The following is a 20,346-nucleotide window of genomic DNA, read 5'->3' as shown; positions in this document are numbered from 1 at the left end:
GCTTCGATAAATGCCTGACTTTGATTTTGGAATCTATCGCCTTGCCAATATCGGAGGCACAAACGGGTTTCAATTTGGCGGCACCGTCACCCTTCGAGATGATTACAGCCGCTATATCATCGCCTGGAAGGTCTGCACGACGATGAAGGCCAATGATGTCACCGATCACTGGACCTGACTTTGCATGCTTCGGGCTGTGCCCAAGCGACCGTCGCCCACAAACCGCGCCTGCTCAGCGACAATGGGTCCAGCCACATCTCTGGTGAACTTGCAGAATGGCTGGAAGATCAGAAAATCGATCATGTCCGAGGGGCACCATACCTTGAAGAACCGCATCTTGCTGGAAAACTACTACCTGCCCGGTGATCTCAGGCAGCAGATCGACGCCTTTGTCGATCACTACGCCCACCGGCGCTATCACGAGAGCCTGCAAAACCTCACACCCGCCGATGTCTACTTCGGGCGCGGCCACGCCATTTTGAAACAGCGAGAAAGGTTCAACCGGAAGACACTCGAAACCCGGCGCTTGCTTCACCGCAAATTCGCCGCATAATCAAACCAACAAGATGTGCCTGATCCTCTCTTAGCTCAGGCGGCCATCTGTCCCAAAATTCCTGACGACGGACAGCCAGGTTCGCAATAGAGATATCCGTTTGTGCTGGTCCGTGCTCAAAAGAGCTTTTGGGCGCTTCCAGATTCGCTAACCGGATAACAAAAAATGCTGAAGTATTGTAGAACCATTCTTGACGCAGAAAAGTATGAACTGCGTCAAGTTAAAGAAACAATCAGTTACAACCTTAAACATGTCTTTGTCCAGATTCGTAGGCGACCCAGATCTTTTAAATCCTGTACAGTAATTGAGGCTTTAGGTCTTGACTTACTGAGTAACCAATTTCGTGATCTGAACTTCAGAGCAAGTCGCAAGGAGTATTGAAAGTAAGTATGCCACTCATTGCAAACGCAGATTTTTCAATCGCATCGACTGGCTGGTCCGTCAGCGGAACAGATTTCACGGCTCCTGCTTACGATCCCGGAAACAACTGCATCATCTTCGGCAATGGTTACTACGATGCGCAAGACGGTGATCGGCTAGAGCAGGAAGTGGGTCTGCAGAGGGGCCAAGAATACGCCCTAACTTTTTCCGTCACCAAGATTAGATCTGCAACTGGAGATTTTAGACTGGAGGTTGAACTGATCTGTTTTAATGGCAGTGTTGGTAGCACTCAGCTTCTGGACGCCATTGCCGTCATCAACGATGTTTCCAGCAATGTCACCAGTACCTATTCTTCGCACTTCGATGCCCCTGTTCTTAGAATTCACGGGGCATTTGGGAACGGCGGCACCGACTCCCTGTTTGTCCATGATGGCTTCGTTCTGGCCTGTTTTACCGCTGGAAAGAGACTACTGACCAATCATGGCAAAGTTGAAGTTCAAGACCTGAAGATCAGTAACGTGCCCGTCACTCATCCAACGTCCGAGAGGCCTCGGGAATCAAGGCGCTTCATACGCAGGGTTGTCAGCCAATTCATCTACATAATAAGAGCGACGGGCAGATGGCAGGGAGAGTGGTTTCCGTCGAAATCTAGGTTTTCGCTCAAGACACCCAACTTGGCAGCATCTGCGTTAAAAGCCATCACTGAAGCGATACCCAAGGAGATGTGTCTAAACCTCCTGCGCCCTTCACGATGGGAATGGGCCTGAAACTCTCTGTCACAAACCGCGAATAAGGAACTAAAGAGCGTGACACAATTTTTCCATCTCTTGGCTACTGCTCTAATTTTGAGCGCATTGTTTTTTTCCTTCATCGCTGGAGTTCTCTATGAGCAAAGTCGAAACGACACGAGCGCCACAACATCAATATTGTTGGCCGTGCTTGCCGCGACAGCCTCGTTCGCGCTATTCTGGTTCTTTTGACGCCCAGCAGCAACAGCGTCTTTTTCCTTACAATAGCAAATCAGGAACGGATTGACAAAAAAAGAGCAGCGAACATGAGGAATGATCTTCGATGACGAATAGATATCGTGCCTGGCTGTCAATCTTGGCAATTTGTTGAACCTCGCGACGATCAACCGTAATTCAGAAAGAGAATTGGTTAATCTGGCGCATTGGCTCTCACCGGACAATTCGGTCAACGGGTCGCTACCGCTGTTTTAACGGCGACCACCGGCAGAAAGCGGAATGAACAGCTTAGTGCTACCGACAATTGTCCAAACGTATCTCCAGTTCTTCTATGCTGGAGATCATTTTGTCCTTTTGTTGTTGCAGTCTCCGGTGTTCAGAGTACGGTTCTTCCTCCGTATAAAGTTGCGACGCAGTAGTTTCCCCGCCAATTGATTTCCACATCATGGGAGAGTGAATACTTATTTCAGCATCGAGTCTGGCAATGTCGCCTTTCCTTTCACCAATTCTTGTTCGAATGTAGTCACATTGGGAAGCAACTTCGTTTTCTTCGAATTTGTCGATTTCTGTTTCAAGGCTCCTGATCCTATCATTCTTCCCCTCAAATTCTGCCTCAAGTTTTGCTAGATGCTTTTCAGCCTCTTCGTACTTTGCTTCCCAGCGAACGGCCTCCTTAGTTTTCTCCGAAATTTCTGAATTTGTACTGTGTTGCCAATAAATGAATGAAGCCGCTGCGCCGCTGACTACACCCATGACTGCTCCTGCGGCAAAAGCTATAGTAGCTTTGTCGCCGATACCTTCTCGCAACCATCTCAAAATCTTGTCGATCATACCTGTATTCCAAAAGCCGAAAACTAGTCGAAAAGTGATTTAGCTCTTGTCGAATGTCTACCCAAATAAGGCCTAACTGAACCGAACGCGTATATTTGGGCGGCATGAGGAACTTAGTGGGAACACCAGCTTGTGCGTTCGGTTGCTGTTCTCCCAGCCAATTAGGCTGGAAGAACTTAATGAGAGAGGCACTTAAAGCTCTAAGAATTGCGCGATTGCTAGGATGGAAGCTTCATGTGCCGTTGATCTATTCCAATCTTCCGGATCATCAAAAATGAGGTCTTCGCCTTCTTCAAGCAGAAATTGCGGCGCATCTTCGGTGCAGATCGGGAAAAATGAATAGTGATAGGCATCTGAGATCACATTATACGTGGCGTTCGGGAACATGTCAGCCAGCCACTGCCTTCGGCACGTACATCTGTTGCAAACTAAGGGAAACTGTCACCAAGTGATATTAGCGGAACCGGGCGATTGATGAACTCGGCGCTTTCTGGAACGGCGGCGTAGATGAAGCCGGGGTCCACCGCGACGATGTTTTTGAAACGTTCATCCGTCATATTGATGGAAAATTCCTAGGGTAGGTTATCAAAATCTACTCCACCGTGTATGAGGAACAGACAGTCTTGGGTGGTTTCGCCGAATTTTCGGCAATAATCACGGTAAGCTTCGGCATCAAGTTCCAGGCCGCCAGCCCAAGCACTATCGAACCGCCAAGTGAAAAGCCCAGGGCAGTTATCAGGTCGCAGTTGATATGTTCGGAGAATTAGGGATCTGCCAGAACATGGTCGAGCGCAGCGCTCATATCTGCGGCGCGCTCCGACAATCGCACTGTCTGGCGCGGTGAACTGTCGCCAGTTGTTGTGCCTGGATGATTCAGGACTAGAACCAACGCGCCGCGTTCGGCCAAGCCGGTTGCCGGCCAGGCGGTGCCATCTATACTACTGCCGCACCCGTGGGAGACGACAATCAACGGTAGTTTTTCATCGGGCAAGGCTGCCCCAATATTAGTTTTGATGGGTTCAAACACCGCGTTACCGCCGATTTCACCGGCATAGGTCGCACGACCGACAGGTGGTCATAGCCCTACTGCAACCTGCCCAACGCGATGGTCAGTCTTTATCGAGAAGCGGTCGAAACCGACAGCCGGATCTGCATGGGCGCTGACGGCTAATAAAATGGCGAAGGAAGAGGTGAAAAAGATTGAATGCATTTCAGGTCTCCAATGTTGAATTGATGACCCCTTATCGGCGGGTATTTTGTGAATGCGCGTCCTCGAACCGGTTTCAGGTCGCGATGAACGGGTTCTTGGTCTATTTGGCGACTATGTTGATAATCCCTATCCCCTTGATGGTTGATATGATTTTGGGCTTTCTTGCCTTTCGCCATTTGTTAGCAAAGGATCGGCCTGCGCTCTTCTTGGTCCTGATCGCGGTTTGCGGGTTTCAGTCTTTGATCGAGATGATCACTTCGTCCAAAACCCACTTGTCGGCCAGCCGTGGCCGGTCTCGCCCGATGCAATTGGCGAAATGGCCGCCAAAGCGATTAACACATTGCCGGACGGTTTCCCTACTGACCGAAACTCCGCGCTCAGCGAGCAGATCTTCTACATCGACAGTGCTGAGCACAATTCGATGGTTGGCCTAGGCAGCATAGGCGATGATCTCGTGCAGAATATGAAAACCCTTCAGGCCCGGCATTTTGGACGGTATCTTTATGCTTGAGGCGTAACCAGTTCGGAACGCTCAAACAAGTTGGCAATCACCTTGAATGAGATCGTCACGTTTGGCTCCTGTCAAAATAAGGGACACCACTAACACGAGGATCTAGTCTCAGACAGAGATGCCGAAAGATTGCGACAAAGCCCCTAGAACGTTTCCGAGGTCGAGACGGACTGGCTCCAGACATTCAACATGTTCCGCAACACTTGGAACGACGGAGACAGCTCGGAAATCCGATTGTGTATTATCTGAGCCTGCCAACGCAATGATCGATCCGAATGAACAATCACAGCGAGGCGTGACTCATTCAAATATGGTTGCACGAGATGCGACGGTGCTGCGGTAAGCGTATCGCCTTCCAAAACGGTTCGGAACAGCATGTCGTAGTCGTCGGTGATCAGCGATATGTGCGGTGTTACGGCCTCCGTACCGCCAAGAGACTGAAACCAATGCTGCATTTCCACGGGCACCTCGGGGATAGCCAGCGGGTACTTCCAAATTTCTGTTTTACTTACAGTTTTTTTGGTTGCCAGCGGATGCCCGGAACGGCCGACAAAAATCATTCTGTCTTGCAAAAGCGGTGATACAACGATGTTGGGTAAACGGGATTCGCTGCCCGTTGTGGCAATTCCGAGATCAATCTGCCCAGCTTCGACCATTTCGATGATACGTTTGGAATAGCTGATCTGGAGCCGAAGTTTGATGTTCGGAAAGGCATTTGCAAAAGCGGGGATGACGTTGCGCAATGCTCCATGCATGAGAACCGGTCCCGCTGCAATCTTTATCTCGCCACGTTCACCGCTCGACAACAATTGGATATCAGATTCAAGCCGGTCCAATCGCGAAAGGATATCAATTGCATTGTCAACGATATGCTGTCCAAAAAGAGTTGGCGCGACACCCCGGCTTGTACGGTCGAATAGTGAAACTCTCAGCCTTTCCTCGAGCTTTGAAATACTTGCGGTCAAGGCTGGCTGGCTCATGTTAAGAGCCACTGACGCACGATTGATTGTCCCGTATTCGGCTATCGCCAAAATCTGTTGCAAATGCCGTGCTGTGATCATAACGCCCTCGCATCTCGTTATTAAGTTTGTCTATAACAGTTACTGTTTTATTCGATTTCTATTATAACGCTTTGGCCTGTAAAACTTCAAACTTCATGTATCCGTGCCGATGGTGATCAATCGAAAACCGAAGATCTCCAGGCCGCTGAATGGAGGACAGAATGATACCCAGACGTTTGACCCGATCCCTGCTCTTGACGACATCGCTAATCTTAGCGGGGGGGCAGCCAGGGATAGCTCAGAATAATCCGGCAGAACCGTCCACGGCCACGGCCAACGCGGCGGTTTTGGACTTGCTGGACTTTTCTGACCGTCAGGATTTCGATGATGCCGAACGCGGATTCATCGCCGCGATCACAGACCCAGCAATCAGCAATGCCGAGGGCCGCGCTGTCTGGGATATCGCCGGATATGAATTTCTCGCGGGTGAGGCACCTGCCACCGCAAACCCTTCGCTCTGGAGGCAAGGGCAGTTGAACAACATACACGGTCTGTTCGAAGTAACCGACGGAATCTACCAGATCCGCGGATATGACCTGTCCAACATGACCCTCATTCGAGGTGAGACCGGTTGGGTCATCATTGACCCACTGCTTACTGCGTCCACCGCACGCGCGGGTCTTGCGCTGGCCAACGAAAATCTGGGCGAGCGGCCAGTTGTGGCCGTTATCTACACCCACAGCCACGCCGACCATTTCGGCGGAGTTCGGGGTGTGGTTGATGCCGAGGCGTACGCTGCCGGCGAGGTCGATATTATTGCGCCGGAAGGCTTTATGGAGCATGCCGTGGCCGAGAATGTGCTGGCCGGCAACGCCATGACACGCCGTGCGTCATTCATGTATGGTAATATGCTGGAAAAGGGTCCAACCGGCCAAATCGGCTCAGGGTTGGGACAGACAACTGCAAGCGATGTGGTGACGCTGCTTCCTCCGAACCGGATCATCTCGGAAACCGGGGACACTATGATGGTCGATGGCGTCGAGATCGAATTCCAGATGGCCAACGGGTCCGAAGCACCGTCGGAATTCCTGATGTATTTTCCGCAATTTCGAGCGCTCTGCATGTCCGAGGTGACGAGCCACGTGATGCACAACGTTTATACGTTGCGGGGAGCCAAGGTTCGTGACGCGCTGTTGTGGTCGAAATACATCAACGAATCGCTGCAGCTTTTTGATGGACGCGCCGATGTGGCCTTTGCCAGCCACCACTGGCCAACCTGGGGCGAGGACAATATCCGCGAGTATTTGATCAATCAGCGCGATGTCTACCGCTTCATCCATGACGAAACGCTGCGTATGGCCAATAGCGGCATGACTCCGCGCGAGATTACCAACTCGATCAAACTGCCCGAAGATCTCGCTAGGTCGTTTTCGACGCGCGGCTACTATGGCAGCCTGAAGCACAATGCCGAAGCGGTCTACAATTTCTACCTCGGATGGTATGATGGCAACCCAGCCAACCTCGACCGTCTACCGCCGGCGGAATCAGGTGCTCGCTATGTTGACTTCATGGGTGGTGCAGAAGCACTTCTTGAAAAAGCGCAAGCCGCCTTTGATGCAGGCGATTTTCGCTGGGTGGCTGAGGTTGTGAATCACCTGGTTTTTGCTGATCCGGAAAACACAGCAGCACGCAATCTGCAGGCAGCGGCGCTAACGCAGCTGGGATATCAGGCCGAATCCGGTCCTTGGCGCAATGTGTATCTGAGCGCTGCAAAGGAATTGCGGGATGGGGTGAAACCGGCGCCGGCCCCCATTATCGGCCCGGACGCTCTTGCAGCCATGACGAACGAGATGTTTTTTGACTTCATGGGGGTGAGCCTGAACCCGGAGAAGGCCGCTGGCAAAGAACTGGCGATCAATCTTCATTTCACGGAGACTGGCGACAAGCATACGTTGGAGCTGAGCAATTCCGTCCTGACCAACACGTCGAACGTTCAGTCGAACGATGCGGACCTGACCATTTCGCTGAATCGTCAAACGCTTGGTGCGCTGCTGCTGAAGACGATTACATTTGAGCAATTCGTAGGCTCTGAAGCGACGTCCTTTGATGGCGATCCGATGGTCTTTGCTCAGCTCATGGGCATGATGGACGCATTCGACTTATGGTTTCCGATCGTTACACCGTAGGAGGATTGGCTTGCGCTGCCCGTTAAGGGCAGCGCAAGCATACTGAAGGAGCGGCGCGACTTGACGGGAATTCTTAATAGAGAAAGGCATCGCCGGAGAATCCGGTGATGCCTCTTTTCTTTACGTCGTGTAGCAGATCAAGCCGCCGGCTTTTTTTCGGGCAAGTAGGCCGACATTGCTTCCTTAATCGGCACATATGCTTCTTTTGCTTTGGATTGAGCCAGATCGAGCACTTCGCGTGTGTTGGCAGCGCTTTGTTCGATGCGGTCATGAGCATGTGCAACATGCAGGTCCAAAAGTTCGCTCATACACTTGGCCTTGATGCTCTGGCGTCCCAAATCGGTAACGCTCTTGGTAGCTTCACCGGCATAGCCAAGAAGCGCCTTGTCAACTGCAATCACACCTTCCAGGGCGGTACGGCTGCCTGTGATCAAGGCAGAGAACAACCCGCTTGCCGCTTTTCCGGTCTCGGCCACTCGGTTGGTGACGTTGTCAATGGCACCGTGGGTTTCAGTGCCAGTAGCTTTCGTCTCGATCTTCTTAGACATGGTCTTGATCCTTATTCATCGGTGATGTGAGTGGAATGTAAGACGGAAATGCTGCAGTGCAACAATTGAAATGCTGCGACGCAGCGTAATATTCCATAACTAGAATATATAATGCCCGGTAACGTGAAAAACTCCACCCAGTACGGCGCCCAGTATCGATCCGTTGATCCGAATGAACTGAAGATCGCGGCCCACTTCGGTCTCGATCCGGGCCACGAGTGCGTCACTGTCCCACTCTGTGATAGTTCTGGCCACATATTCGCGCACCGGTGGGCGCATTGCTTCGAACATTGTCAAAAGCGCCGTTTCGAGCCGATCGGAAATTGCGGTTCGCGCTGAGTGGTTGTCTGCCAGATACCGGGCAATTTCCAGAATTGCATCTGTCATAGTGTCAGAGAACCCATCCGGATCGTTCGTGACCTGTCTGTCGATCTCGGTCAGTGCCGCCTGCAGCAAATCCTCGACCGCGTGGGTGAAGGCCTTTGACCCTGTCCGATCTCTCAGGCTATCTTCGATAAAGCGCGAAATGACCCGATCCTCGCGGAACCGATCAATAATCTCCGTGACTGAGTGAGCAAATGCGGCACGGCGCGGTGACTCGGCATTGCTCAACTCATTGAGCACCGACATGACACCCTCGACCAGCAACGACGCCATTTGCCGATCGATGCCTTTGGCGATCCACCAGCGGCTGCGATCTTGTACCATACGCACGATTGCCGGGCGGTTTTCGTTGATCGCCTTCTGTACCTGTACCAGAACCGCATCAAGCAATTCGGTATCCAGCGATTGCTTAAGAAGGGATGAGACCTGATCCTCAAGTCGGTCAGATGCGGCCAGACGTCGTATCGTTTTCGAAACCAACTGCCTGACAGGTGCGGGAGTGCCGCGCTCAACTTGGACGTGCAGGAGCATCCGGAGCGCCCAAGACAGTTCCTGACCGATGATCTTGGCATTTTCACGCTGTGCTAGCCAATCGGTGATTTTGTGCAGCGGATCCACGGCTCGGATTTGCGCCAGCAGTTGCTCGGGAATCACGAAGTGCTCGTCGATGAAACGCGCGATGTTCTCAGCCGCACGTTTTTGGTTTTTGGGTAAAAGCGCCGTATGTGGAATTGGTAGGCCCAGAGGGCGCCGGAATAAGGCTTCGACTGCAAACCAGTCAGCCAACCCGCCTATCATGCCTGCTTCCGCCATCGCGCGGGCGAGAAGGATCCAGCGGGGCGGGTCGTCCGGGATAGAGGTCGCAACGAAGACCAACAGCAGGCCGCCAAGAAGAGTTGATGCGGTCCGGCGGACCCCCCTGGCGTCGTCCGCCCCCGCGCCCGTGGCAGCGACGTGCGCGGATGGAGGTTTGGAAGCGTGCATGTTAGCCCCTCAGGCGGCAGCCTTACCGTCTTCGTGAAGGAATGACTCGACCCGGTCGGCAATACGCTCGGCCTGCGTCAGGACAAACATGTGTCCGCAATCGACTGTTTCCAGCCTGGCATTGGGCAGACGCCGCGCCAGAATGCGACCATTGACCGGCGGTACCAACGGATCGTCCTCACCCATCAGGATTAGCGTTGGTATCCTGATCCGGCTGAGCCAAAGATAGCTGGTCCAACCCCAGGCGGCGAGCAACTGGTAGATGTAACCGCGAGTATCGCCTGCCTGCATTGCCATCGTGTGGTCCTTCAGCAGCTCCTTTTCGAATGCAATTTCACCACCATAAATATCCTTGGCTATGGAAAACAGGTAATCGGGGTCGGTATAGCGTCGCGGGGTTGCCATCTTGCTGAGCACGCTGACGCTGCCGGGAACCATAACGGCTCCGGCTGTCGTTGCGGCCAAGGTTAAGGATTGACAGCGGCGCTGATGGTCATGCACGAATTGCTGCGCCAGCGCACCGCCCCAGGACACACCGAATACGTCCACGTTCCCGATCCCCAGCTGGTCAAGAATGTCCCCGAGCATACGCGACAGATTTGCAAACCGATAGGGCAGCGTTGGCGTCGGCGATCCGCCAACGCCCGGAACATCGAACGCTATGAGGCGAGTACGTTTGAAATGTTCTGCGAAGGGTCCGATTGTGGTCAGGCTGGCACCGATCCCGTTGCAGAGCAGCAATGTTCTTTCAGCGTCTTCGTCGCCGATGACCGCAACATTCCACTCCTGACCCGAGGCTGTTAGAGTTTGTTGTTCTATGTTCATTCTATTAGATCCTCAGGCGTCTTCCAGCAGATAAGCCCCCGGCGCGTCCATAAGTGGTGAGTGAGCCTTGTTGCCCAACGATTTTGGCGCCAGTTTCTTGTCATTCGCGCGCGCCTCCAGCCATTTGGCCCAGTAGTCCCACCACGAACCCTCGTGTTTTTCTGCGCCCTCCAGGAAGGTCTCGGGACTGCCGTGGCTGCCGGTGTTGGTCATGTAACGCGCCTTGGGATTGCCGGGTGGGTTGATGATCGCCTGGATGTGCCCCGATTGTGACAGAACGAATTCGTTGTCGCCGCCAAAACCCTGCATCGACAAATAACAACCCTCCCACGGTGTTATGTGGTCAGTTGTGCCGCCCAGAATAAACTTGTCACAGGTCACTGCCTGCAAATCGGTCTCCACATCTCCGACATACCAGGTGTTTCCCTTCTTCATTCCGCCTTGTTCCATCAGCTTGATCATGTCGCCATGCAACTTGCCGGGCAGATTTGTTGTATCGGCATTCCAATAAAGTATGTCGAAGGCTGGCGGTTCGTTGCCCAGCAGGTAATTGTTGACCCAATAGGCCCAAATCAAATCGTTGGGGCGCAACCACGCAAAAGCTTTTTGCAAGTCCTTCCCGGGCAGGACACCCTGCGTTCGAGAAAACATCCGCGCCAGTTCCAATGTCTCGAAATTGGCGAAGAGCCCCATAGCCGTTTCCTTTGCTCCGGCAATGTCCAAAATTGCCACCAGCTGCGTGTGGCTATTGGCACGGTGTATTCCCTGTGCTGCCCAATACGCCAAAAGCAGGGAAGCTGTGATCCCGCCGGAACAGGCACCGACGATGTTGAGATCTTTCGAATTGGTGATATCGCAGGCTACTTCGGTTGCACGATCAAGAGCATGCACATATTCGTCCATGCCCCAATGAGCGTGCTCCTCGCCTGGGTTACGCCAACTGACAATGAAGACCTGATGGCCCTGTTTGAGAAGATATTCCACCACAGAACGATCTGGTGCCAGATCCCAGATGTAGAACTTGTTGATCTGTGGCGGAATAATGAAGATTGGACGTTTGAATACCTTGGCAGTCTGCGGCGTGTACTGGATCAGCTCCAGCAGATCTTCGCGATAGATCACCGCCCCCTCGGTCAGGGCCAGGTTTTCTCCGACAGTGAACTTGGATTTATCAACCATCGAGGGCAAGCCGTTGTTATTCAGCATGTCTTCGATGAGATTTTTGGTGCCGCTCAACAGGTTCTTACCGCCTTTTTCCAGCGTCACCTTCATCGCCTGCGGATTGCCCATCAACATGTTGGTAGGTGCCATCGTGTCGGTCACAAGTGAGGTTAGGAACTTGGCGCGCAGTTTATCCCGGTCGTCGATTTCGAGTTCCTCGACCCAGTTGTTGAGATGATTGCACCAACTCAGATAGCTGGTCATCATTGCTTTGTAGACAGGGCTAGACTGCCAGATCGGATCGGAAAAGCGGCGATCACCGAGAGCCGGTTGTACATCTGATCGGCCGGTCATCGCGCCAACACTCTCCATCACAAAGCTGTAATATGAAGCGAGCAGTTGATCCGGTTGCTTCAGGGATGATGTATAGAACTCGGCCATCGCTTTGGCCATGTCAGCCGATGTTTCCATAGTTTTCTTAGGCATATCCAGCTCTCCCTTTGTGTCCTTAAGAAATGACCATTGCCATCAGTTCGGCAACAACGGCAGGAGCGTCTGCTTCCGCCTCGCCCAGTGTGCTGTCTATCGTGAGAAGTGTGCGGCCCTGGCCTTTGTCTTCAGCGGCTGCGAGCTTGTAACTGGCCTGCACCTTCGCGCCCGCGACTACCGGGGCCAGGAATCGCACCTTGCCCAGCCCGTAATTCAGAACGGCCTTGGCATCAGGTGGGATGACTCCGGAATTAATAGCATCTGCCGCCAGCAGCGACAGCGTCAGGAAACCGTGCGCGATCGGCGCGCCGAACGGACTTTCCTGCTTGGCGCGGTCCACATCAACATGGATCCACTGATGGTCCCCGGTCGACGTGGCGAATCCGTTGATCCGATCCTGATCGACAAGGATTGGATTCGTGCTGTCGAATTTCCAGCCTAGGAAATCGGCCATCGTTGCGGTGCTGTATCCATCGGGAGCAGCCATTGTTTTCCTCCTGTCATTTTTCGGTGCGCACCGGTCACGGCGAGCAGGTGGTGATTTCGAATTCGGCGGTCCGCGTAGGATCGGCGCTTCATGGAGCGTGAGATCCTGAAACAGCTTGCCCATTCATCAAGGGCGCTTTGGTTCGTCGGGTGTCGATCCTCGTCGTGTTGTCGGTTACGTCTTTTCCGGCAACGCTGATTTCATCAGATTTTGGACCATCTCTGGCATCATCTCGAACCCCGGAGCCGCCGACTTCGTCCAATTGCGGATCAGCGTCTCAGGTGAGAAGTTGTTGGGATCGGCCATCATTGCCGCGCTGATCTTCTCCAGCCATTTTTCCTGTAGAGAACGCACGTTCGGTAATCCGATGACTTCCCGGGCTTCTTGTGCGGTGCAATCGATTTCAACGGTGATCTTCATCCTTCAGCTCCTGTTGCGCGACGGAATTTGGGGGCTCAAGCCAGCGCGGCGCCAGCCTCGACCCTGTGGAGCTGCGCGCCGGGCCCAGTTTCGTGGGGTGGCGCACAGCGTTCGTATCAGAGATCGCGTAATTCGCGCCGGAGAATCTTGCCGACCGCGGATTTGGGCAATTCGTCAGCGAAGGTGATTTTGCGTGGTGTCTTGTAGGCTGTCATTTCCTTGCGGCAGTGCGCGACGATCTGCCCTTCGGACACCTCCGCACCGGTTTTTTTGACCACGAAAATGCTGATCGCTTCACCGGTTTTTTCGTCGGGAATGCCGATGCAGGCACATTCTGCTACCCCGTCGACGGCGGTCACGACTGCCTCGATCTCGTTGGGAAACACATTGAAACCCGATACGATGATCATGTCTTTTTTCCGGTCCACGATACGAAGGTAGCCACTTTCATCGAACACGCCGATGTCGCCCGTACGGAAATACCCGTCTTTGGTGAAAGCCTCCGCGTTGGCGTCCGGCTTGTTCCAGTATCCCGACATCACTTGCGGTCCGGTGGCGCAGATTTCGCCGCGTTTTCCCAGAGGAGCGATCTCATCGTTATCATCCAACAATTTAACGTCGGTTGATGAAACGGGCAGGCCGCACGAGCCGGTAAATTCTGGTCTGCCCACCGGCACGATAGTCAGCAGCGGAGAAGTTTCCGACAGCCCATACCCTTCGGTAATGTGCTGTCCCGTCAGCGCCTTCCAGTTCTTCGAAACGGTTTCGATAATTGCAGCTCCACCACCGATCGAGACTTTAAGCTTGGAAAAATCCACCTGCTTGGTGCCTGGGTGCATGGCCAGACCCGCAAATAGCGTGTTAACCGCCGGAAAGACCGTGACGCCGGCATCTTTGATCGCCGTATGGAAGGCGTCAATGTCGCGCGGGTTGGGGATCAGGATCATCTTGCAACCCAGCGACGTGTAGGTCAGCAGAAGCATAAGGCCAAAAATGTGATAGAGAGGCAGTGCCAGGACAACCACCTCTTCCGTTGGTGTCGCCGCATCCGAGACAAAGGCTTTGTATTGCTCGATATTGGCTACCAGATTCCGGTGGTTCAGAACCGCACCTTTGGACGGGCCGGTGGTGCCACCGGTATATTGCAGGAAAAGTAGGTCATCGCCGGTCAACTTGACCTTCGAATAGCTGAAATCCGCGCCCTGTGAAAGAATGTCGGTCAGCGCGATAGTATCGGACAGACGACCATCCACTTGCGGGCTCTGCAGAGGCAGACTAGTTCCATCCGCCAGATCCATGGTGATGACTTGCTTGACGGGTGTGTTGTCGATGATCTCGGCCAGAACCGGTGTCGAACCCGAAAAAATCACAATGGTCTCAGCGCCGGAATCCTGCAATTGGTGCTCCAACTCGCGCGAGGTGTAGAGCGGGTTCACATTCACCTGGCAGGCGCCTGCACGCAGGATACCCAGCATGGCAATCGGAAACGCAAAGACGTTGGGTGCCATCAGCGCAACCCGGTCGCCCTTCTTTACACCTAGTTCGTTTTGCAGATAGGCGGCCACCGCTCGCGATTTTTCCTCGAGCGTACCGAAGGTCATCTTGTGGCCGAAACATTCAAGCGCAACCAGATCCCTGTATCGCTCCGCTGCTTGCTCAAACAAGGCTACGATCGACGGATAGGCATCGGAATCAATATGATCCGGAACGCCGGGATCGTAAGAATTGAGCCAGTGTCTGGTCATTGTCTTCCTCCTTGAAAATGACTGGGCTGGTGGGGTTGTTACTTTTTTTTCCAACTTTTGCGCGCGGTAGGCGGGGTCAGACGATTCTGCGCATCGCCTTGCCTAAGACCTCAACTACGCTTCCGTAGGGCGGATGAAAAAGCTGGGTGGCGCGTAGTCGACGCTGATACATGACAGGTTTGACCTTGGACATGGCATCGAAACCTGCCTGACCGTGGTACGACCCCATGCCACTATTTCCGACGCCGCCGAAGGGCAGGCTGTCGTTTGGCACGTGCCAGAGGCAATCATTGACGACCACACCGCCTGAAACCGTCTCCGCTAGTATCTTGTCACGCTCGCTGCGGCCTTTGGCGAATAGGTAGAGCGCCAGCGGTCGGCTTCCTGCATTGATATGTGAAATAGCGTCATCGAGCGTATCATATGCCACCACCGGCAGGATTGGCCCGAAGATCTCCTCCTGCATTACTCGTGCCTGTTTGGGCACGTCCAGCAGCATTGTCGGCGGGAAGTAGCGCGCGTTTGATCGCTCTTTGGGGTCTCCGTGCGGGCGTACCGCAGTTGCGCCATCGCGTACCGCCTCTTCTACAAGTGTGTGAAGCCGTTCGAAATGCCGGTCGGTGATGATCGTGGAGTAATCCGGGTTGTTTTCCCAGGTCGGGTAGAGCTTGCGCATATAGGCTCCGGCCGCTTCGACAAAGCTGTCCTGCTCAGCACGCGGCACAAGTGCATAATCGGCCGCTATGCAGACCTGTCCGGCATTGGCCAATCGACCATGGGCGATGGACTTAGCCGCAGTGGTGATATTGGCCGACTTAGTCACCAAAGCGGGTGACTTTCCCCCTAACTCCAGCGTTACCGGGGTCAAGTTGCGGGCGGCGGCTTCTGCCACTTTGCGACCCACCATAGTTGATCCGGTAAATATGATGTGGTCGAAGGGCAGGGCGCTGAACGCCTGAGCGACCTCGACTCCCCCTTCAGCCACAGCGAGCTCGCCGGGCGAAAAAAATTCTGCAATGGCTTCGGCAAGTACCGCATTGGTCGCGGGGGCGAGTTCACTTGGCTTTAGCAACACGCGGTTGCCCGCCGCGAAGGCGTTGGCGATCCCGCCCATGGCGAGATAGACGGGGAAGTTCCACGGTGTCATAACACCAACCACCCCTAAGGGTTGTGGAATCAGGCGACTCTTAGCCGGCAAAAAATGCAACCGTGTCTTAACCTTGCGTGGGTTCATCCATTTGCGAAGGTGGCGCCAGTTGTCGCGGATCTCACTGATTGAAAGCAGAATGTCGAACATTGCAGATTCATGGTGTGATCGATGGCCGAAATCTTTACTCATCGCCTCGACCAACCTGTGCTCGTATTTACAGAGGAGCTTTTCCAGACGTTTCAAACGGTTTTTCCGGGCTCTCAAGGTTGGGAATCTCTCGGTCTCGTAACCCGTTCTCAAAAGGCTGAAGGCGTCATGCAGAGTAGTAGTTTCTGAGTTCACTTGAGTATCCATTTCAGTAGCCTCGCCAGTTTCTTATTTGTTGTGATCCCACGCAATCTGTCTGCGTCCTCAGGCCATTCGCGCAGCCAAGGCACCTGCATTTTTTAAAGTCATTCCGTAGATTGATTCCTGCGGGTTGGCTCCGATGGACGTTGGGAAGACTGACCCGTCGAACACGGACAGATTTTCGATTACGTGGTGCGATCCCTCGGAATTGACGACCGAGCGTGCGGGGTCTTCGCCCATCATGCACCCACCCATGACATGAGCCGAACCGACAAGAAGATTCATAATCCCCATGTCCACACGATCCAGCCAAGCCCCCGCATCATTCATCGAGGTCAGCCGCTCGGTTGCCAAATGCCATGGGTAGACTGCCGTCGCGCCAGCAGCAAACTGCACTTCCATCGCCGCCCCAAGAGATCGGACCAACCCTTCGCGAATGTAGTCGGTGATCGGGTAGTCGACGGTTTGGTGGCGCTCACCAACCAATTCGACCGTGCCACCCACCGCGCCATCATGAAAGCCATCGCGTAGGAGCGAAACGATAGATTGCATTCGCGGCAGGTCTTTCATCAATTCTGCACTGCCCCGTCCCATGGTCTTGTCGAAAACCCCCGCGGCAAACACAGGCTGCAGCGGTGTCACTTCCAACTTGAACCCAACGCGATCGTCCTCGGGCCAGAGGAATTCGTCCGAATAGGCTGATTGCGGTGCCCCGTAAAAAGGCTCAGTGATCTCGTCCATGACGGCCAGCGATGCGCTGACCGGGTGCAAGAAAGTCCGCTTGCCCAGCAATCCCGAAGGATCGGGGATGTCCGAACGCATCATTAACGCGGGACTGCGGATTGAGCCGCAGGATGCGACCACGTGCTGTGCCTCGACAGTTACTCGCTTGCCATTCGGATTACCCTGCGCATCTAGTGCGCGGCACTCAACACCGCTGGCACGGGTACCGTTATGAATGATGCGCACTGCCTCGGCGTTGTGAACAAGTGCCCCGCCCGCATTGAGCATGCCCGGAATGGTGGTGATCAGCATCGACTGTTTGGCGTTAAGAGGGCAGCCAAGGCCGCACAACCCGGTGTCACCGCAGTATTTGACATTGCGCTTGATGATGGCAGCATGAAATCCCAAAGCTTCACATCCGCGTTTGAGCGCGGCATTGTTGGCATTTGGTTCGAACTCGTCCCAGAGCGCAATGTTAAGCCGTTTTTCGACCGCGTCGAAATGGGGGGCAAGGTCGTCCACAGACGCCCCCCTTACTTCGTACACGTCCTGCCATTGGTTCAGGGTTTTTTCGGGCGTGCGAAAGCTGGTGGTCCAGTTTACCGTGGTTGATCCACCGACGGCGCGTCCCTGGAAGACAATGATGCCCTTATCCTTGGTTCTCTGGGCGCCGGCCTCCTGATAGAGCATAGGGTAAGCCTTGCCTTCGTTTTGCGAAAACGTTTTGGCGGTGTGATAGCCGCCAGCTTCAATCAAAACGACCCGCAATCCGGATGTGCTGAGCACCTCGGCGGCATAGCCGCCGCCCGCTCCAGATCCGACAATCACCACGTCTGCCGAGAGTGTTAGATCAGCTTCGATCCTACTTCCGTTGTAAATTTCATGAATATTCAAGGTCACCCCCCATCAAGCTTCGTTGTCAACAAGTGGTCCGTCGTAGCCCACCATTTCCCAACTGTGCCGACTGCTATAAAATGCCGTAACAGGCAGGTCGCGCAGTACAACGAAGGCTGTGCGCTTTAATGCGAGGGAAGACGATGCGAGGTCATTGAGGTATTTGTGCACCTGGGCACGGCTGGCCGTTTCCCAATTGCCCCACCGCCCGCCAAGAATGAAGCGCGTCGGTGCGTTGGCGAGTAGCCCCAGAAGATCGGTGATCTCCTTGCGGCTGGTTTCTGGCAGATCGGTCAGCAGGACGTCGACGCCGCGCAAAACATCGTCGATCGCCGCGGTGCGTTCGGTTTCCTCTTCTGGCAGCATGCCATCAAGAACGGTATCTGAAACGGCGCCGAAAACACTTTGTGCGCCAGCATCAAGATGGCTGAGAGATTCAAGTCTTTTAACCACGCCTCCATCGGTCAAACGGGTCGCGACAATGCCACCACCTGCCAGAAGCGCAGCGCCGACGGCACCGTACTTTAAAAACCTTCGACGGGACACGTCGAATGGCGCCGAGTACTTCATCTCATTTCCTCTCAGTTCAGCTAACCCTTGCAGCCTCTGATAAGTCGCCGTGCCCTCACACGGCATCAATGTGGCGCTGTCGTCACCCGTTATCGAGCGCGCCTTCTCCTCCGAGACGCGGTTCGAGCGGCCCTATCAGTACTCCGAACAGACCGGGCAAACGTTACGCTGAGCCTGTGCCGGAAATCCCTGAAAGCGGATTCACTACCGCTGTCCGTCATCGAGACTCCCCGATGATGGGTCCTGATGCCCAGCATGGCTCTGTGATTCTGTTACCCAAACACAGTAATCATATTTTTGAAACATATTTTTAGGACAATTGTCCAGATTAAATGTATTATTTTTCTTCTAGTCCAAGAAACCACTCAAACAAAGCCGCAGTTTTCTTGCCGGATCCACTTGATTTAAACAGGTAAAAAATTCAAATAGTGGACATGGATGAAATGCCCGCAAAACTCAAACAGCGTGTCGAGCGAAAAATTGCTAAGCGGGACGCGAAGCGCCGGGAAATTGCATCAAGTGCGATCGAGGCCCTGAAAGAGTTGGGCTATGCGAACACATCGCTTCGGGATATCGCCGAGAAGAGTGACTTGTCCCTTGGAATGATGCACTACTATTTTGAAGATCGCTCTGAACTCATCATCTACTGTATCCGGATTTACAAGCTTGTATTCGTACAAAAAATCGCTGATGCATTGGATTCCGTCGGGCACTCTTCACAGGTGATCGACACACTTTCTGAAGCGTTCGTTGCTTCGATTATCGACGATAAGATGATCCATCGCCTTTGGTACGACATTCGCACGCAAGCGATGTTCGACGAGAACTTTCGCCCCGTAGTCGCTGAAATTGAGGCAATGCTGATCGATGTCTTGCGCCGAGTCCTCGTAAAATCGGGGCATCTCAACCCCGTTCAGGTTGAAATCAAGTATGCTTTGGTTGACGGTATTTTCCGTTTCTTGATGCTAAATCAGATTACCGGAACGCCACTCACACGCGAGGAATTGTTACTCGAGTTTAAGGCGCATTTGACACCCATTTTGGGTCCTACAACGACCGATTCCGGTGCGAGTTAGGGACCAGCTACATTAAACGGTTTTGATCGATACGCCGAGCGCTTCAAAGCCTTCGCACACGGAAACGAATGGGATTTGCAGGAGGTCGTTGTGGTTTCACCGCCCAAACGGATCATTTTTGTTGGCCCCGGTGGAGTAGGAAAGACGACGCTCGCCAGACAGGTTGCCAAGGCCCGATCCCTCGTCCATTTTGATCTCGATGAGATGTTCTGCGCCGAAGTTCAGAACATCCGACTTTTCATAAGAAACTACGGTTATTCAGCCTACACTCGTCGAAATGGCGAACTTTTATTGGCATTTTTGGAGAATTCGCCAATTCACATGGTGTTGTCGCTTTCATCAGGCATCCTCAGCGAAGATATGGTTGGGCCGATGCGGTCGGTTTTGCTGTCCGCTGTGAAAGCCAATGGAGCGCCCTTCCTAGTTATTCCTCACACTGACGATGAGAATGCGGCGCAGATTGTAGCCGCGCGGCAAATCCGACGTGGGTTTAACCTGGAATCCGAACCTGAGCGTATGAAGTACCTTCGGCGGATCATCGAATACCGTCGACTCGGATTTCCTCAATTGCTGAATGCGCAAGCCGCAGCCTTCGATTTGGATGGCGTACTGAAGCGCATTGATGCCAGCTTCAATGGTAGCAGCAGAAAGCGCGAAGCTCCGGTTCAACTGAGCTGACAGGGGTACTGATCAAAGTACTGATGCTTTGACAGCCGCGGAGTCTATGCCACCTTGTGTCATTTTCTTTTCGGCTCGTGCCCGGTTGACAGCTAGAAGCGTTTCCAAGCCAGAGTCATGAGAACATTCGCTGTCCATCTTGGCCTAACCGGACTGAGCGTGCATATTCGGGCACTATAAGGAACAAGAAGCGAACTTTGAGGCAGATCATTGAACCAACTATAGT

The 20,346-nt window shown here is 53.5% G+C and carries 19 protein-coding genes and 2 pseudogenes; 5 read left to right on the top strand and 16 right to left on the bottom strand.

Features of this window, described 5'->3' with window-relative positions:
* Positions 1–88 precede the first annotated feature (88 nt).
* Both ACR0K5_RS19690 and ACR0K5_RS19685 read left to right on the top strand, forming a co-directional pair.
* A pseudogene (locus ACR0K5_RS19690) lies at positions 89–553 on the top strand (DDE-type integrase/transposase/recombinase); the annotation flags it as partial.
* Positions 554–942: 389 nt separating this feature from the next.
* Positions 943–1,701, top strand: a complete 759-nt coding sequence (locus ACR0K5_RS19685; protein WP_480533882.1) for a hypothetical protein — start codon at positions 943–945, stop codon at positions 1,699–1,701.
* 492 nt (positions 1,702–2,193) lie between these two features.
* Here the strand turns inward: ACR0K5_RS19685 and ACR0K5_RS19680 are convergent, their stop codons facing one another.
* The 6 genes and pseudogenes from ACR0K5_RS19680 to ACR0K5_RS19655 form a co-directional block, all read right to left on the bottom strand.
* Positions 2,194–2,730, bottom strand: coding sequence for a hypothetical protein (locus ACR0K5_RS19680; RefSeq protein WP_480533884.1), 537 nt, complete (start codon positions 2,728–2,730; stop codon positions 2,194–2,196).
* Between the two features lie 192 nt (positions 2,731–2,922).
* On the bottom strand, positions 2,923–3,117 hold the full coding sequence (locus tag ACR0K5_RS19675; RefSeq protein ID WP_480533886.1) for a hypothetical protein: 195 nt from the start codon (positions 3,115–3,117) through the stop codon (positions 2,923–2,925).
* Positions 3,118–3,158: 41 nt separating this feature from the next.
* The gene (locus ACR0K5_RS19670; protein WP_480533887.1) at positions 3,159–3,287 is read right to left on the bottom strand and encodes a hypothetical protein; all 129 of its coding nucleotides are present in this window, start codon (positions 3,285–3,287) and stop codon (positions 3,159–3,161) included.
* Between the two features lie 206 nt (positions 3,288–3,493).
* On the bottom strand, positions 3,494–3,721 hold the full coding sequence (locus tag ACR0K5_RS19665; RefSeq protein ID WP_480631240.1) for a hypothetical protein: 228 nt from the start codon (positions 3,719–3,721) through the stop codon (positions 3,494–3,496).
* 457 nt (positions 3,722–4,178) lie between these two features.
* A pseudogene (locus tag ACR0K5_RS19660) lies at positions 4,179–4,445 on the bottom strand (IS6 family transposase); the annotation flags it as partial.
* Between the two features lie 149 nt (positions 4,446–4,594).
* Positions 4,595–5,512: a LysR family transcriptional regulator gene (locus tag ACR0K5_RS19655; protein WP_480533889.1), complete on the bottom strand. Its 918-nt coding sequence runs from the start codon at positions 5,510–5,512 to the stop codon at positions 4,595–4,597.
* A 161-nt stretch (positions 5,513–5,673) separates the two neighbouring features.
* Between ACR0K5_RS19655 and ACR0K5_RS19650 the strand changes: the two genes are divergently transcribed.
* On the top strand, positions 5,674–7,638 hold the full coding sequence (locus ACR0K5_RS19650) for an alkyl/aryl-sulfatase (protein WP_480533891.1): 1,965 nt from the start codon (positions 5,674–5,676) through the stop codon (positions 7,636–7,638).
* Between the two features lie 137 nt (positions 7,639–7,775).
* On the opposite strand, the gene ACR0K5_RS19645 is transcribed toward ACR0K5_RS19650, so the two are convergent.
* From ACR0K5_RS19645 to ACR0K5_RS19600, 10 genes are all read right to left on the bottom strand, one after another.
* Entirely contained in the window at positions 7,776–8,186 is a 411-nt protein-coding gene (locus ACR0K5_RS19645; RefSeq protein WP_480533893.1) for a phasin family protein, read from the bottom strand.
* Positions 8,187–8,285: 99 nt separating this feature from the next.
* Positions 8,286–9,554: a DUF445 domain-containing protein gene (locus ACR0K5_RS19640; protein ID WP_480631239.1), complete on the bottom strand. Its 1,269-nt coding sequence runs from the start codon at positions 9,552–9,554 to the stop codon at positions 8,286–8,288.
* Positions 9,555–9,563: 9 nt separating this feature from the next.
* A complete protein-coding gene (phaZ, locus tag ACR0K5_RS19635) occupies positions 9,564–10,379 on the bottom strand; it encodes a poly(3-hydroxyalkanoate) depolymerase (RefSeq protein WP_480533897.1) in 816 nt (271 codons plus the stop codon).
* A gap of 12 nt (positions 10,380–10,391) precedes the next feature.
* A complete protein-coding gene (locus ACR0K5_RS19630; protein ID WP_480533899.1) occupies positions 10,392–12,026 on the bottom strand; it encodes an alpha/beta fold hydrolase in 1,635 nt (544 codons plus the stop codon).
* A 22-nt stretch (positions 12,027–12,048) separates the two neighbouring features.
* Positions 12,049–12,516: a MaoC family dehydratase gene (locus tag ACR0K5_RS19625; RefSeq protein ID WP_480533902.1), complete on the bottom strand. Its 468-nt coding sequence runs from the start codon at positions 12,514–12,516 to the stop codon at positions 12,049–12,051.
* Between the two features lie 174 nt (positions 12,517–12,690).
* Complete coding sequence (locus ACR0K5_RS19620; RefSeq protein WP_480533904.1) at positions 12,691–12,936, bottom strand: DUF6489 family protein; 246 nt, start codon at positions 12,934–12,936, stop codon at positions 12,691–12,693.
* Positions 12,937–13,052: 116 nt separating this feature from the next.
* Positions 13,053–14,681, bottom strand: a complete 1,629-nt coding sequence (locus ACR0K5_RS19615; protein WP_480533906.1) for an AMP-binding protein — start codon at positions 14,679–14,681, stop codon at positions 13,053–13,055.
* Positions 14,682–14,757: 76 nt separating this feature from the next.
* The gene (locus tag ACR0K5_RS19610; protein WP_480533908.1) at positions 14,758–16,185 is read right to left on the bottom strand and encodes a coniferyl aldehyde dehydrogenase; all 1,428 of its coding nucleotides are present in this window, start codon (positions 16,183–16,185) and stop codon (positions 14,758–14,760) included.
* Between the two features lie 57 nt (positions 16,186–16,242).
* Positions 16,243–17,802, bottom strand: a complete 1,560-nt coding sequence (locus ACR0K5_RS19605) for a GMC family oxidoreductase (protein ID WP_480631238.1) — start codon at positions 17,800–17,802, stop codon at positions 16,243–16,245.
* A 6-nt stretch (positions 17,803–17,808) separates the two neighbouring features.
* Complete coding sequence (locus ACR0K5_RS19600; protein WP_480533912.1) at positions 17,809–18,366, bottom strand: twin-arginine translocation signal domain-containing protein; 558 nt, start codon at positions 18,364–18,366, stop codon at positions 17,809–17,811.
* A 434-nt stretch (positions 18,367–18,800) separates the two neighbouring features.
* On the opposite strand from ACR0K5_RS19600, the gene ACR0K5_RS19595 reads away from it, so the two are divergent.
* Complete coding sequence (locus ACR0K5_RS19595; protein ID WP_480533914.1) at positions 18,801–19,442, top strand: TetR/AcrR family transcriptional regulator; 642 nt, start codon at positions 18,801–18,803, stop codon at positions 19,440–19,442.
* A gap of 90 nt (positions 19,443–19,532) precedes the next feature.
* Positions 19,533–20,120, top strand: a complete 588-nt coding sequence (locus tag ACR0K5_RS19590) for a shikimate kinase (protein WP_480533916.1) — start codon at positions 19,533–19,535, stop codon at positions 20,118–20,120.
* Positions 20,121–20,346: the final 226 nt, after the last annotated feature.

This window comes from Ruegeria sp. AB9 (assembly GCF_056542585.1).
Note: the sequence above shows the minus strand (reverse complement) of the source record. Positions and strands in the feature narration are given on the sequence as shown.